This is a genomic window from Bradyrhizobium sp. USDA 4541 (assembly GCF_024171085.1).
GTDB classification, from domain to species: domain Bacteria; phylum Pseudomonadota; class Alphaproteobacteria; order Rhizobiales; family Xanthobacteraceae; genus Bradyrhizobium; species Bradyrhizobium australafricanum.
In genome coordinates this window covers 8,061,803-8,076,770 of the sequence record NZ_JALJZF010000001.1, presented here as the reverse complement: position 1 = coordinate 8,076,770, position 14,968 = coordinate 8,061,803, and the positions used below count along the sequence as shown (strand labels likewise).

The 14,968-nt window shown below is 65.0% G+C and carries 11 protein-coding genes and 1 tRNA gene; 5 read left to right on the top strand and 7 right to left on the bottom strand.

The features are described from left to right. Positions 1–10: 10 nt before the first annotated feature. A complete protein-coding gene (locus J2R80_RS38670) occupies positions 11–1,789 on the bottom strand; it encodes an acyl-CoA dehydrogenase (protein ID WP_253587652.1) in 1,779 nt (592 codons plus the stop codon). A gap of 220 nt (positions 1,790–2,009) precedes the next feature. Here J2R80_RS38670 and J2R80_RS38665 point away from each other — a divergent pair. The 3 genes from J2R80_RS38665 to J2R80_RS38655 all read left to right on the top strand — a co-directional run bounded on the left by J2R80_RS38665 (position 2,010) and on the right by J2R80_RS38655 (position 7,787). Next, positions 2,010–2,084 (top strand) — tRNA-Gln (locus tag J2R80_RS38665). 289 nt (positions 2,085–2,373) lie between these two features. Next, entirely contained in the window at positions 2,374–5,478 is a 3,105-nt protein-coding gene (locus J2R80_RS38660; RefSeq protein ID WP_253641066.1) for a DEAD/DEAH box helicase, read from the top strand. Positions 5,479–6,215: 737 nt separating this feature from the next. Then, entirely contained in the window at positions 6,216–7,787 is a 1,572-nt protein-coding gene (locus J2R80_RS38655) for a porin (protein WP_057015232.1), read from the top strand. A gap of 84 nt (positions 7,788–7,871) precedes the next feature. Here the strand turns inward: J2R80_RS38655 and J2R80_RS38650 are convergent, their stop codons facing one another. From J2R80_RS38650 to J2R80_RS38635, 4 genes are all read right to left on the bottom strand, one after another. Continuing rightward, on the bottom strand, positions 7,872–8,906 hold the full coding sequence (locus tag J2R80_RS38650) for an LLM class flavin-dependent oxidoreductase (protein WP_141343047.1): 1,035 nt from the start codon (positions 8,904–8,906) through the stop codon (positions 7,872–7,874). Positions 8,907–9,119: 213 nt separating this feature from the next. Beyond that, complete coding sequence (locus tag J2R80_RS38645) at positions 9,120–10,043, bottom strand: glutathione S-transferase family protein (RefSeq protein ID WP_076824397.1); 924 nt, start codon at positions 10,041–10,043, stop codon at positions 9,120–9,122. Between the two features lie 109 nt (positions 10,044–10,152). Continuing rightward, positions 10,153–10,911: an SDR family NAD(P)-dependent oxidoreductase gene (locus J2R80_RS38640; protein WP_076824473.1), complete on the bottom strand. Its 759-nt coding sequence runs from the start codon at positions 10,909–10,911 to the stop codon at positions 10,153–10,155. Positions 10,912–10,948: 37 nt separating this feature from the next. Continuing rightward, positions 10,949–11,518, bottom strand: a complete 570-nt coding sequence (locus tag J2R80_RS38635) for a TetR/AcrR family transcriptional regulator (RefSeq protein ID WP_168857983.1) — start codon at positions 11,516–11,518, stop codon at positions 10,949–10,951. Positions 11,519–11,622: 104 nt separating this feature from the next. On the opposite strand from J2R80_RS38635, the gene J2R80_RS38630 reads away from it, so the two are divergent. Then, complete coding sequence (locus J2R80_RS38630) at positions 11,623–12,411, top strand: crotonase/enoyl-CoA hydratase family protein (RefSeq protein WP_076824401.1); 789 nt, start codon at positions 11,623–11,625, stop codon at positions 12,409–12,411. A 6-nt stretch (positions 12,412–12,417) separates the two neighbouring features. Here the strand turns inward: J2R80_RS38630 and J2R80_RS38625 are convergent, their stop codons facing one another. Then, positions 12,418–12,654, bottom strand: coding sequence for a hypothetical protein (locus J2R80_RS38625; RefSeq protein WP_253640440.1), 237 nt, complete (start codon positions 12,652–12,654; stop codon positions 12,418–12,420). On the opposite strand from J2R80_RS38625, the gene J2R80_RS38620 reads away from it, so the two are divergent. After that, complete coding sequence (locus J2R80_RS38620) at positions 12,653–13,438, top strand: division plane positioning ATPase MipZ (RefSeq protein ID WP_253640439.1); 786 nt, start codon at positions 12,653–12,655, stop codon at positions 13,436–13,438. The two genes, J2R80_RS38625 and J2R80_RS38620, sit on opposite strands and share 2 nt — an antisense overlap. A gap of 15 nt (positions 13,439–13,453) precedes the next feature. On the opposite strand, the gene J2R80_RS38615 is transcribed toward J2R80_RS38620, so the two are convergent. Then, complete coding sequence (locus J2R80_RS38615) at positions 13,454–14,959, bottom strand: hypothetical protein (protein ID WP_253640438.1); 1,506 nt, start codon at positions 14,957–14,959, stop codon at positions 13,454–13,456. Positions 14,960–14,968: the final 9 nt, after the last annotated feature.

Sequence of the window (14,968 nt, the reverse complement as noted above, 5' to 3'; positions counted from 1 at the left end):
TGAGAGTGTCCTACCCCGCCAGCACCGCATCCGCGCCGGTCACCGCCTCGGCGCTTTCGGTCACGGTCTTTTCCAGCGACGGCGCCTGCACGGCGATGTTCTCGGCGAAGAAGCGCGCCAGCGCGACATAGCGCTGCGGCTCGGCTTCGCCGTTCGCCTTGGCGGCCAGCGCTTCGCCGGCGAGCATGCAGCCGCCGAGCGTTGCGGCGAACAGCCGCAGATAGGGCGTTGCGCCGGCCAGTGCCTCGTTCGGCGCCGAGGCGAGGCGCTCGAGCAGCCATTTGCTGGTGCGCTCCAGCGCGGCGTGGGCGTCGCGCAGCTTGGCGCCCGTGGTGCCGAACGCCGGATCGTTGGAGGTCTCGACCTGCTTGATGACGGCAGCGAGCTCGTCCAGCAGCGCCCAGACCGAGGCGCCGCCATTGGCGCCGAGCTTGCGGGTGACGAGGTCGATCGACTGGATGCCGTTGGTGCCCTCGTAGATCGAGGTGATGCGGGCGTCGCGATAATGCTGCGCGGCGCCGGTCTCCTCGATGAAGCCCATGCCGCCGTGGATCTGCACGCCGAGATAGGCGACCTCGTTGCCGATGTCGGTGGAGAAGGCCTTGGCGATCGGGGTCAGCAGCGCGCCGCGGGCAGCGGCCTCGGCGCGCACCTTGGCGTCCCTGGCGCGCACCGAAACGTCGAGCGCGACCGCGGTGGCGTAGCAGATCGTGCGCGCCGCCGCCGTCATGCTGCGCATCTGCATCAGCATGCGCTTGACGTCGGGATGCACGATGATCGGATCCATCCCGTCGCTCTTGTGGCCGATCGCCTTGCCTTGCCTGCGCTCCTGCGCATAGGCCAGCGCCTGCTGATAGGCGCGGTCGGCAATGCCGACGCCTTCGAGGCCGACGCCGAGGCGGGCCTGGTTCATCATCGTGAACATGCAGCGCATGCCCTGGTTTTCCTCACCGATCAGATAACCGATCGCGCCACCCTTATCGCCCATCGTCATGGTGCAGGTCGGCGATGCGTGCATGCCGAGCTTGTGCTCGACGCCAGAGGCATGGATGTCGTTGCGATCGCCGAGCGAGCCGTCGGCGTTGACCAGAAATTTCGGCACCAGGAACAGCGAGATCCCCTTGGTCCCCGAGGGAGCATCTGGCAATCGCGCAAGCACGAAATGCACGATGTTGTCGGTCATGTCGTGCTCGCCATAGGTGATGAAGATCTTGGTGCCCTTGATGCGATAGGTGCCGTCGGGGGCGCGTTCGGCGCGGGTGCGCAGCGCGCCGACGTCGGAGCCGGCATTGGGCTCGGTGAGCTGCATCGTGCCGGTCCACTCGCCGGTGACCAGCTTCTCGAGATAGGTCTTCTTCAGCTCGGCGCTGCCATGGGCATCGAGCGCCTCGATCGCCGACAGCGTCAGCAGCGGGCAGAGGCCGAAGGCGACGTTCGACGCGCTCCAGATCTCGGTGCAGGCGGCGTTGACCGCGAGCGGCAGGCCCTGGCCGCCGAATGCTTCCGGCCCTGAGACCGCGTTCCAGCCCGCGGCGGTCCAGCGGTGGTAGGCGTCGGGCCAGCCCGGCGCCGTCGTCACCTTGCCGTTGTCGAGCTTGATGCCGTGCTCGTCGCCGACACGATTCAGCGGCGCCAGCACATCGGACGCGAACTTGCCGGCTTCTTCCAGCACCGCAGCGGTGATGTCGCCGTCGAAATCGCCGTAGTGGCCGGCCTCCACGGCGGCAGCGAGCCCCGCACCGTGATTGAGGGACAGCAGGATATCGTTGATCGGCGCACGGTAGGTCATGGCGTTACTCCCGACGAGGCGTTTGCAAATTGTCATCCCATGAAACCGGCGCCCTCTCAACAGTCCGAACGGACATCGCACGGTCTGTTTCGGCCACCGCGGCGTCGCCTTATAATAAGAGTACCGTCATCATCCTGCGGCTTTCGTGCCTTTTCGATCGCCGCCCTGTTGAAATGGCGGGACTCACCCTATAGACCGACGTGGCCTTCGATCGGCGCGTTGGGGCGTAGCCAAGCGGTAAGGCAGCGGATTTTGATTCCGCCATTCGGAGGTTCGATCCCTCCCGCCCCAGCCAGCAAGCAAGCCGTTGATTTCAAGAGAGGAATCGTTTTTTGCCGGCCGCCCCGCCGCCATTTCGGGCGGATTGGGCCGGCTTGGCTGGAAATCTGTGCCGCTTTCGCTTCCATGGCGGCGGGCGACAAGCCCCGAGTCGCCCGGAGATCCAGGTCAACGGGCGATCGTAATCACGACATAACGACGGATCTGACGTGGCGAATACCAAGAAGGCCCGCGCTGCTGCTGGCGCGAAGAAGAAAAGCAAGGGATCGGCGCGTTCCGGGATCTCGTCTTCCTCACCGCTTGGCATGCTGGCGCTTCATCTTCTCGAGCAATGGAAGAAGTCCGGGCGGGACGGCATCGTTTTCCTTGCGGAAAGCGAGAACAGGGCAGAGCGTCTGGGCAGCGTGCTGCATTCGCTCGATCCCTCGCTCGAGGTGCTGGTGTTCCCGAGGCTGAATACCTTGCCCTTTGACGGGCTGGAGCCGTCACGAGAGATCGCCGGCCGGCGCAGTTCGGTGTTGAGGCGCCTCGCCCGGAGCAAGAAGCCGGTCTTCCTGGTGTCGACGGCCGAGGCGATCATGGAGCGGTTGCCGTTGCCCGCCAGCTCGGCGCGCCTCAGCATCAGCCTGAAGGTGGGGGCGGGCTATTCCGAGCAGGAACTCAAGGATCGTCTGGAAGCTCTGGGATACGATCTCGACGAAGAGGCGGATTATCCCGGCAGCGCTCTGTTCCACGGAATGACGTTCGAGGTATTTCCCGCGGGCGCGCTGGGGCCGTTCAGAATTGAGCATTCCGGTGGCGTGATCCGCAGAATCGCCGGTGTCGATCCGGACGAGCACGACGTCGTGTTCGACGCGGAGGAACTGCACATCGACCCGATGTCCGAACGGATCGCGTTGGGAGGCAAGCGGGCACAGCGGGCGGCGCTGCCGGATTATTGTCAGCGCGCGCGCTGGATCGCGGACGCCGGCGTTTCGGGCCACGCCGATAGCTGGCTGAGCACGATCAAGGAGGCGGCCGGCCGCAGGGAGGCGGAGCGCGAGTATCTGGGGCCCGCTGACTGGAAACGGCTGACCAAACGGATGAGCTCGCTGCCCCGAAAGGCAGCTTTCACCGCCACGCCTGATTTCTCGAAGGTCGCCTCATCGCGGAAGGCTCTTCGCGCATTTGTCGCCGACACCGAGCGCGCCGGATCGCGGCTGCTGTTTGTCGCGGCGGTCGAAGATGACCTGCGCGCGATGGAGCGAATGAGCGGGATCAAGGCGGAGCGCTTCGCCGACTGGAACGAGGCGGCGAAGGGGCGGGGCGGCGAAGGCGCGCTGCTGGCCGACTTCGACACCGGCTTCATCGGCTCAGGGCGCAAGCCGCTCGTCGTCGTGACGGCGACCGACGTGCTCGGCAGCAGGGCGCATCATCCGCAGCCCATGGCGCGAGCCTGGAGCTCGGCTTTCGATCATCCCGACGTGCCGGAGCGCGGCGCGGTCGTCGTGCATCTGCAGCGCGGGCTGGCCGTGCTCGATGGCTTGCAGACCTTCGATATGGGGAAGGGATCATCGCGCGAGATGATCAGGCTGGCATTCGCGGGGGATGATGCCGTCCTCGTTCCGCCGGCCGATCTTGCGCTGATCTGGCCGTATGCCGCGGAGCTCGGCAAGCTGGCATTGGACAGGGCCGATGGCAGTACGTGGTGGACGCGGCGTGGCAAGGCGGAGCGGGAAATCCAGACTGCCGCCAAGGCGCTTGCCAAACACATCGCGCAACGGCGCCGCCGGCGCGCTCCCAAGCTGGTCGCTCCCGGTCCCGCCTATGAGCGGTTCGTCGCGCGCTTTCCGTATTTCACGACCGTCGACCAGGCGAAGGCAATTCGCGACGTCCTCGATGATCTGGCGTCCGGTCATCCGATGGATCGGGTCGTCTGCGGCGACGTCGGGTTTGGCAAGACCGAGGTGGCATTGCGCGCGGCGGCGGCCGTTGCGCTGTCGGGCAAGCAGGTCGCCGTCGTCGTGCCGACGACTGTTCTGGCAAGGCAGCACGTTGCAACCTTCCGCAAACGGTTTGCTCCGCTTGGCATCGAAGTGGGAAGCCTGTCGCGGGCGACGTCGGCTCCGGAGATGAAGGAGACCAAGGAGGGCCTGCGAAGCGGCAAGATGAAGGTCGTGGTCGGCACGCAGGCGATCGCATCGAAGGACGTGAGGTTCGCCAAGCTGAGCCTGGTCATTGTCGACGAAGAGCAGCACTTCGGCGCGGCCGAGAAGGCGAAGCTTTCAGGGCTGGCGAAGGGCGCCCATACGCTGTGGATGAGTGCCACGCCGATTCCGCGCACACTTGCGGCGGGCCTTGCGGGATTCAGGGAGCTGAGCGTGATCGCATCCCCGCCCGTTCATCGGCTTCCGGTCGCGACCAAGATCGCTCCGCTCTCGGACGCCGCCATCGCCGCAGCATTGCTGCGCGAGCAGCGACGTCACGGGCAAAGCTTTCTGATCTGTCCGCGCATCCAGGATCTGGATCCGATGCTGGCGCGCGTGCAGTCGATGGCCCCGGAGCTCCGCATCGTCTGCCTGCATGGCAAGCTACCCGTCGACGAAATCGACGATCGAATGATGAGCTTCGTCGAAGGCGAGGCGGACGTCCTCCTGGCGACCAACATCGTGGAAAGCGGTCTCGACATCCCCCGGGCGAACACCATCGTGGTCTGCTGGCCGGAAAAGTTCGGTCTGGCACAGCTCCACCAGCTCAGAGGCCGGGTGGGACGCGGCGGGACACGAGCCTTCGCATACATGCTGACCGAATCCAGTTCGGAACAATCCGGGAGGCGTTTGGCCGCTCTGGAGGAGTTCAGCAGACCGGGCGCCGGTTTTGCGATCAGCGAGCGGGATCTCGACCTCAGAGGCGCCGGGGATCTGCTTTCGGAGCGGCAATCCGGCCACGTGCAGGTTTTCGGTCCGGTGCTCTACAGCCACCTTCTGAAGCAAGCCTCGGAGAAGACCAACGACCGGTCCGCCGATATGTGGGTGCCCGATCTCAACCTTCCGCTCGCGGATCTGCTGCCCAGGAGCTATGTGCAATCGGAATCCGTGCGGCTTGAAATCTATGGCCGTGCCGCGAGGTGCCGGAGCGAAGACGATCTGGAGGATCTCGAGGAAGAGACCTCGCGCCGCTTCGGCAGGCTGCCGTCGGCGGGGCGGGACTTCTTCGCCGCGGCGAGGCTCAGGATCGATTGCAAGCGGCGAGGGATCGTGAGGCTCGATGTCGGCCCGGAGGCCGTCGCGGCGACGTTCCTTCCCGGGAGGCTGCCCAAATCCAGAGCACGTTCGCTCCAGCGCGACGGCGATCGCGTGTTCTATTCGGACAACATACACGAGCCGCCTTTCGAGCGGATCGAGGATCTCCTGGACATTTTGGACGAGTGAGGGCGACGCGGCTCCGTCGGAGACGAGCCTTGCGGGTGCGCCGCGCGCAGTAGAGATATTTCAGCGCGCTGGAGCTGCGGAGAACAAATCGACCGATTCTGCGTGCTGACATCCCAGTGACATGTAGCATCGTTACTGCACATGCGTGGCGAACCGCCCGCCGTCATTCGGCCTGCTCCGAGCCATCGGAAAGCCCTTCCAGGCGCGAGTCGACAATATTCAGGGCGGGTTATGTTGTTCAAATCGCGGCGTTTTGGGCCGAAACGTCGTGCCCGGATACCGGAATCAGCGCTGCCGAAGCCGGCTTCAGCAATCGCTTTCTCAGTAGGACTACGCGTTTTGCACACCGTTCCGCGTGGTGTTGCCCAATCTTGTGCCCGATAGCGGTAACTGAAATATTCGTATTTTGTTTCAATGGCTTGCGGAAATGCCGCAATTCAAAAGTCCGTGATATTTGTGCAACATTTGCCCGAAAACAGCCGCAACTCGCCCCAAACCGAGCGGTCTTTTGTTGCGTGATCGGGGGCCTTCTGTCTCATATGGAACTACGACGGAGGGGGGCATCCCGAGGTCGTCCCGTTCTAGGTGGTTCGCTTAAGTCCCTCGCGTTCATGCGGGTGTGTCCGAAGACGCGAAGCGACTAAGCGGGGATTTAAGGGACAAGGGAACCAACCTGAGGGTGTTTTACCCGGCGGATCCGGAACCTTCCCTGAGATAGAGCAACTTGGAGGTTTAACATGAAGATGGTTAAGAGCCTTATCCTCGGCTCGGCGGCGGCTCTCGTCGCGGTCGGCGGAGCTCAGGCGGCCGATCTTCCCGTCAAGGCCAAAGCGGTCGAGTACGTGAAGGTTTGCTCCCTGTATGGTCCCGGTTTCTACTACATCCCGGGCACCGACACTTGTATCAAGCTGGGCGGCTACCTGCGCGTCGACGTTCTGGCGAACACCAACTCGGACCACACCGGCAACACCTCGGGTGCTGGTGGTGCGAACAACCGCTTCACCAACGGCTACACCTGGCGTTCGCGTGAAGATCTGAACATCGATACGCGCACCGCGACCGAATACGGCGTGGTCCGCACCTTCTTCGATGCGACGTTCTCCTGGACGACAGACAACTATGCCGGTCTGGGCAACGGCTCGACCGTTTACTCGCCGATCGGTACGTCTGCGGCTCCGAACAATGCCGGCTCTGGTAACGTCGCCGCTGGTACGGTCGGTGTCTACTACGCATTCATTCAGTTCGCCGGCTTCACCATCGGTAAGGCGGTCTCGCAGTTCTCGGCTCCGTGGGCCAACTACCCGGGCAACAGCTACGACGGTCTCGTCGGCGGCGGCGGCACGATCACTGGTGTGAACCAGTTCACCTACACCGCGCAGTTCGGCAACGGCGTGTCGCTGTCTTTGTCGGCTCAGGACCAGACGGCTTACTATCAGGCTGGCGTGGTCAACCTCGGCGCGCCGGTCACCTTCGGCGTTCCCGGCAACACCAACGTGTTCGGTATCAGCGACTACGCCGGCACGATCGCTCCGGATCTCGTCGCGATGCTGCGCGTCGATCAGGCCTGGGGTCTGTTCCAGGCATCGTTCGCCGCGCATAACAACCACGCGGCCTACTACGGCGGCACCGAGTTGACCGGTCATCCGGACGACAAGTGGGGCTGGGCCGGTGCGTTGGCCTTGTCGATCAAGAACATCCCGACCGGACCTGGCGACACCATCAACTTGCAGGGTGTCTACACCAACGGTGCAACCCGCTACAACATCCAGGACCTCGCCGGTTCGGCTGGTGGCAACACCATCTTCGGCGGAACCAACGTTCCGGGCGCCTATCAGAGCATCGGCTTCGGCATCGCGCCGGACTCGATCTTCGTGACCGGCGGTCAGCAGCAGCTGATCACGACCTACGGCTTCCGCGGTGCCTACGTGCACAACTGGAATCCGAACTGGAACACCAGCATCTACGGTGCCTGGGCCCAGGTTAACTACAACAGCACGGCCAAGGGCTACATCTGCGGTCCGGCCGGCAACGGCGTGGGTGGCTCGCTCAGCAACTTCTTCGGTGCTGGTTCGGCTCTGACGTCCTGCAACCCCGACTACAGCATCGCGCAGCTCGGCACGCAGACTCAGTGGACCCCGGTGAAGAACCTGACCTTCTCGGCCGACTTCACCTACACCCGTCTGGACCAGAGCTTCGCCGGTACGGTCGCCTTCCCCGGCAGCCCGACGATCGGCAAGCCCGGCGCAATCTACGAGCTGAAGGACCAGAACACCTACATGTTGCTGCTCCGCGCTCAGCGCAACTGGTAATACCGGTTGATCTGATTGCGATCTAACAGAGCCCCCGGCGCGAAAACGCCGGGGGTTTTGCTTTGTCATGCCGGTTCTGGCGCGTCACGCGGCCAGCATCTCGCGCACCATCGGCGCCACCTCGCGGCCATAGAGCTCGATGCTCTTCATCAGCTTGTCGTGCGGCAGCGGGCCCGCCGAGTATTTCAGCTGGAAGCGCGCCGCGCCGAGCGCCTTGACGGTCGCCGCGATCTTGCGAGCAACGGTTTCCGGCGCGCCGACATAGAGCGAGCCGTGCTCGGCCTCGGCCACGAACTCGTCGCGGCCCATCGGCGGCCAGCCGCGCTCCTTGCCGATACGGTCGCGCATGACCTTGTAGTCCGGCCACAGCTCCTCGCGTGCCTGCGCGTCCGTCTCGGCGACATATCCCGGCGAGTGCACGCCGATCGGCTTCGGTTCGCGGCCGAACTGCTGGTAGGCCCGCTGGTGCAGGTCGACATAAGGTGCAAAGCGCTTGGGATCGCCGCCGATGATGGCAAGCATCAGCGGCAGGTCGTAATGCGCCGCGCGCACCACCGATTCGGGACTGCCGCCGACGCCGATCCAGGCCTTCAGCCGGCCGTGCTCGACCGGCGGATAGACCGACTGGTTCTTGAGCGGTGGCCGCAGCTTGCCCTGCCAGGTCACCGGCTCCTGCTTGAGCAATTCGGTGAACAGATCGAGCTTCTCCTCGAACAGCTCGTTGTATTGCCTGAGGTCGAAGCCGAACAGCGGGAACGACTCGGTGAAGGAGCCGCGGCCGAGGATCACCTCAGCGCGGCCGTTCGAGACCGCGTCGACCGTGGCGAAGCGCTGGAAGACGCGGATCGGATCGTCCGAGCTCAGCACGGTCACCGCCGAGCCGAGGCGGATGTTTTGGGTGCGTGCCGCGATTGCCGCCAGCACGGTCTCGGGCGTGGAGATCGCAAAATCGGCGCGGTGGTGCTCGCCGAGCCCGATGAAATCGATCCCGAGCTGATCGGCCAGCACCGCTTCGTCGACGACGTTGCGGATCACCTGGGCATGAGGCAGCGGCGTGCCGGCGGCGTCGTTGGTGACGTCGCCAAACGTATCAAGCCCGAATTCGACGGAGGTCGTCATGGTCAGTCCGGTTGTCGGCGTGGCGGAGCATCCGCCACGGGCCACCCATCGCACGCAGGCCGAAAGGTCGGGTTGCTGCGGATCGATCCGCAAGCCTGCGCTGTGGAGCCTTGGGTTGGAGATAGATGGGAACTATTGCCGGTTCAGGGGGCCGGCAAGGTCACGCCGCGAAACGCAGCGTTTCCAGGCCCGCTTCGGAGCAGCCTGCGCCAATCAGCCCGGGACCACCAGGAAGCCGGCGCGCGGGAAATGCACCACCACCTCGCCGACGCGTTCATCCGACCGGCGGATCGCGATGTGTTGCGCCGACAGCGAGATGATCTCGCCACGCACCGGGATCTTGCCGTAGTCATCCGGCATCACGGCAACGACGTCGCCGGGCTTGCGACCGTTCGGGTCGCTGGGGTCGCCGAACACGGGCGACTCCGGCCGCGCCTTCGCCGCGATCTCGAGCGCGTCGGCCGACGACATCTCGGTGCGCGTGCCGTGGCCGATGGCGCGGATGCGCTCCTCCCATGCCACAACGCGCGGAAAGGAATTCATGATCTCGTCCATCGTGGCGAGGCTCTGCCGCGCGTACCACACGTTCATGTAGGCGCTGACGTCCGCGAGGCTGAACTCGCCGAACAGCCACGGCCGGCCGTCGCCGAGTTGCGCCTCGATCCAGTCGATATTGGCGCGGAACTGGTCGCGCATCTGCGGCAGCGCCGCGGTCATGGCGGCGACGTCGAACTTGCCGCCGCGCAACTTCTCGCGATCCTCGATGAAATCCCGCGGGACCCTGTCGCCGACGAAGCCGAACACGAGGTTGACCGTGTTCTGGAAGAACGGCCGGTCGGCCCACATGCCGAGCGCCCAGGGCACGCCGGCATTGCCTGCCGGAAACAGCGTCGGCGTCGGGTAGCGCCGCTCCAGCTCGCGGATGATGATCTGGGTGTCACAATAGATGTCGGCGCCGATCTGCATCGTCGGCGTGCGGCGATAGCCGCCGGTCATCGGCATCAGGTCCGGCCGCGGCATGATCCGCGAGATCCGCACCGAGCTCCAGGCGAGCTTCTTGAATCCGAAGATGATGCGGATCTTCTCGGAGAACGGCGATTGATCGAAATGGTGCAGGATCGGCGTGGGCTGCGACATGGCCTTCTCCCGGGACAGGGTGCGATCTCGACGGACCTTGCCGCATAAGCTGACAAGATTCCGGCCGATCGCAACCTATATTCACGGGCGGGAGGGCGGCGCAGCGCGTTCAGAACTGCTCCGCCCACGGCCGCAGGTCGAGCTCCAGCGTCCAGGCGCTGCGATGCTGGTGATGCAGCACCCAATAGGCGTCGGCGATGGCCGCGATGTTGAGCATGCCGTCCGGCCCGCGCTCGTCCTTCAATTGCGGACGCATGCTCAGCAGGCGGTCGCCCTCGATCCCGCCATCGACCACGACATGGCCGACATGGATGCCCTGCGGCCCGAATTCCCGCGCCACGCTCTGCGCCAGCGCGCGCAGCGCGGCCTTGGCGGCGGCGAACGGTGAGTAGTTGGCCTTGCCGCGCAGCGAACCGCTGGCGCCCGTAAAGACCAGCGTGCCGCCGCCGCGCGCAAGCAAAGCAGGGATCGCGGCCTGTGCCAGCTGGAAACCGCCGAGCGCGTGTTCGCGCCAGTGCTCCTCGAAGCGCTGCTCGCTGACCTTCAGAAACGGTGCCGGCCGGTTGGAGCCTGCATTGTGCACAGCCATCGCGAGCGGTGCGAGCCGCTCGGCCGCCGCGACGAAGCGCGCGACGTCGGCCGCCGTGGAGGCGTCGCCGACCACATGCGCGACCGTTGCGCCGCTTGCGGCCAGCTCGGCCGCTGTCGCGGCGAGCTTGTCGGCGTTGCGGCCGGCGATCGCGACGGGATAGCCGCCGGCGGCAAAGCGACGCGCAATCGCGGCGCCGAGGCCGTTCGACGCGCCGACGCCGGCAATCAGCACGCTTCCTTGTACGGCGGTCGGCTCGAGGGCGGATCGGTCGTTCATGGCTTGCTCCATCAAGGTGCCCGCGGCGCGGGCGAAATCATTCGTCGGACGCCATCGCGATGATGCTGTCGCGCACGGTGCGCAGGACGGCATCGGACCGCTTCTGGTCGGTGAGGACGCGCGAGATCGCCAGCGCCCCGACCATCGCACTCACCGCGAGGATTGCGTTGCCGTCGTCATCGTCGCCGAACGTCTCGGCGACCTTGGCGATGAAGGATTCGATGTGCGGCTCCATCACCGCGCGGCACTGCGCATCGGCGCGACCGACATCCGAGATCAGCGCGCCGATCGCGCAGCCCGACTTGGGCGAGTCGCGATGGGCGCGGCTGAGATAGCTCCGCACCAGTGTGTTGATATTGCCCGGCCTGTCGGGATCGCGCGCCGCGTGAGCCGACGCTTCGCCTGCATGCAGCGCCTGTTCCAGAGCCGCGGCGATCAGGTCGGAACGCGAGGCGAAGTGCCCATAGAAACCGCCATGGGTCAGCTTCACCTGCTGCATCAGGCCGCCGATGCTGAGCGCGTCGAGGCCCTTGTCGCGGATCTGCGTCGCAGCCTCGTTCAGAATACGCTCACGGCTCCTGGCCTTGTCGGCCTGGGAATGGCCCATCTCGCCTCGCCCCTGTTTGACTCTCTTTCTGGATTATGACCATCATGCATCTGGATGACAACCATCATCCAGAAATTATCCAGTCACAAAGCAGGGAGGAACTGATGTCCGGCAGCGCGAGCGAAGGGCGGGTCCGCCACGAGCGGCACGACCACATCCTCAAGATCATCATCGACAATCCCGCGAAGAAGAATGCCTTCAGTCCGGAGATGATGGCTGAGCTTTCCGACGCGCTGACGCTGCTCGACAATGACGACGGCCTCTGGGTCGGGGTGCTCTGCGCCGCCGGCGGCAGTTTCACCGCGGGTCTCGACATGCCGAAATTCTTCGGTCCGACGGCGACGCGCAAGCCGCTGCCGGAGGGCAACGTCGACCCGTTCGGATTGTCGAAGCGCTGCCGGAAGCCGATCGTCACGGCGGTGCAGGGTATCGTGTTCACCGTCGGCATCGAGATGATGCTGGCCGGCGATATCGTGATCGCCGCGGACGACAGCCGCTTCTGCCAGATGGAAGCCAAGCGCGGCATCGCGCCGCTGGCGGGCGCGCATTTCCGCTATATCAGCCGCGCCGGGTGGGGCGATGCGATGTATCACCTGTTGCTGTGCGACGAGTTCACCGCCGCCGAGGCGCATCGGATCGGTCTCGTGCAGGAAGTCGTGCCGGCGGGCCAGCAGGTCGAGCGCGCGATGGCGCTCGCGGAGATCATCGCGCGCAATGCGCCGCTTGGAATCCAGGTGACCAAGGAGGCGGGCCGCAAGTTCATCGAAGCCGGCGAGCAGGCGGCAATCGCGATCATTCCGCAGATCCGCGAACGTGTGCTCAACACATCAGATGCGGCCGAGGGTATCAAGTCGTTCGTTGAGCGCCGCGCCGCGGTGTTTCAGGGACGCTAGTTGCGTTCACGATACGTGCTCGAAGAAGCTGTGACAATGATGTCGCAGCTTCTTGATTTCGATCACGACAATGTAGCAGCGAATCTTGTCGAGATTCATCGAATCAGGGAGATTCGATCCATTCATTAAATTCTGTTTCGTCCTGCTTTCACTCAAGCGTCCGGTATGGATTCCCATGACAAACGCACGAGTAATAGTTGTCGGAAATAACAAGGGCGGCTCGGGCAAGTCGACAATTGCCATGCATATCGCCATCGCGCTGATCAAGGCGGGTCAGCGCGTCGCCACCATCGATCTCGATAACAAGCAGAAGTCGCTGACGCACTACGTCGAGAACCGGCGGGACTGGGCGCGGGAAACCTCGCTGGATCTCGGCGTTCCCGCGCATATGTGCTTCGAGACGGTGAGCGGCAGGAGCGGCGAGGTCGAGACGCTCGGGCGCAGCGCGCTTGCCGAGATCGTCGAGCGGCTCGGCCGGTCGCACGATTTCGTCGTCATCGACTGTCCCGGCCATGACACCTATCTGACGACGTTGACGCATTCGCTGGCGAACACGTTGATCACGCCGCTCAACGACAGCTTCCTCGATTTCGACGTGCTCGGCACCGTCGATCCGAACGAGTTCAAGGTGACCGGCATCAGCCACTATTCGAAGATGGTGGAGGAGGCGCGGCGCCAGCGCAGCACACACGATCAGCCGGCATTCGAGTGGGTGGTGCTGCGCAACCGCCTCTCCACGCTTGGGTCACGCAACAAGCGCTTGGTCGGCGAAGCCTTGAGCGAATTGGCCAAGACGCTGAATTTCCGCCTGGTCGATGGCCTGGCCGAACGTGTGATCTTCCGCGAATTCTATCCGCGCGGACTGACGGCGATCGACGACGTCAGCCAGCGCGCACTCGGTAGCCGGCCGACCATGTCGCATGTCACCGCGCGGCTCGAGATGGAGCGGCTGATGACTGCCATCATGCTCGGCCATCTGGTGGCGCGCCCGCCGGAATCCTCCGACGCCAGCCGCGACGCGGCGTAAGGCGACGTCGGGCCGCTACCGGCAATTGGCGTTGCCGGCGTCGGCGACGATCAGGAACGTGATCGTTCTGGGTGCGAAGACGATCGTTCCGGCGACAGCCGCGTCGCTGTTGAGGGCGGGGATACGGTCAGAGGTCCCGAGCAAGAGCGTCGCGCCATTGAGCTGAACGTTGCCGTCGGCAGGCTTTTCGCTCGCGAGCGTGTAACGTTGCGAGGCGGCCGACAGCGTGAGCTTGTGCCGCATCGGCCGGTCATTGTTGATGACGAGCAGGGCTATTCCATCAGGCATGTCGCGCGCGCAATGCGCATAGACATGGAAGCCGTGACGCTCCGCGATACCGGCATCGAGCACAATGGTGCCCATCAACCGCCGCCACAGCAGCGCAGCCCAATAGTTCGGCCGCGGCAGATGAGTTCGCTCGTCCAGCAGCCCGTAGTCGCTCGCCGCAAGCGTGTTGTGTATCACCACCTGGACGCCGACCTTGGCCAGCCGTCCGAGTTGATCGAGGTAACGGAACGTGTCGGCGAAGGTTGCGGCCAGGCGATTGCCGCCGCATGCGGTCTCGGCCGTCTCGGTCAGCCAGATCGGCTTGCCCGGCGCAAGCTGGTCGCGCAGCGTCTCGTAGAGGGCGAGGCTCTCGCCGGTTCGCGCCAGCCATTCGTCCGACAATGCATGCCTTGCCCTGCGATCACCGCCGCATCGCGCCGACAGCGCGCCATAGTGATGATAGGAGACCGCGTCGACGCCGGCTGCCGATGCGGCGAAAAGCGCTTGGGCCTCAGCGCCGGTGCCGATCGTGCCGGGGCCGAGGATCGTCACGTCGGGCGCGGTGTCCTTCATGAAGGCGCGGAACGCTGCAAAATCCCGGCCGTAGGCCGCAGCATCGTAGCGGTTAGGGGCGCTGCCGATGGTCGGCAGATCGGGCTCATTCATGAACTCGGCTGCGGCGATACGCCCGCCGGCCGATCGCGTGAAAGCGAGAAGTTGCCGGGCCTGCTCGGGGCTCCATTGCCCCTCGGCGTCACGCGCGCCCGCGCTGATCGCAAAGGACGTGACGATCGGAGCGTCGACGGCACGCGAGAACTCGATCACGTCCCGCCACTGCCGTCGCGTCAGCACGCCGTTGAAGCCGGCCGGCGGTGCAGCCGGTGGCGTTTCGGAATCTGCAAAGAACGTGCTGTTGGCCCAGGTCCCGCTGACGCGCAGATAGGCAGGGGAGAGCTCGGCGGCGAGCTTGCGCAGCCTGCCATCGTGCAGGTCGATCGGAGTGCGAGCTGCGAACCGCTCCGTCTCTGCACGCCGACGCGTGGCGGCGGTTGCATAGGGCTTCCAGAACCGTCCGCCGGTCACCTCGACCATCTCGACGTTGTAGGACTGAAAGCGCGGGTCGATGGTCGCGACGCGCGGCAGGGTCGCGACATTCAGGGCGAACTCTGCCGCGGCCGCCTTGGTATGCGCGAAGGCTGCCATGGCCGAGACGGCGGCGAGGCATCGAAGCGGATAAGCCCAGCGGTCGCGCACAAGTCCTCG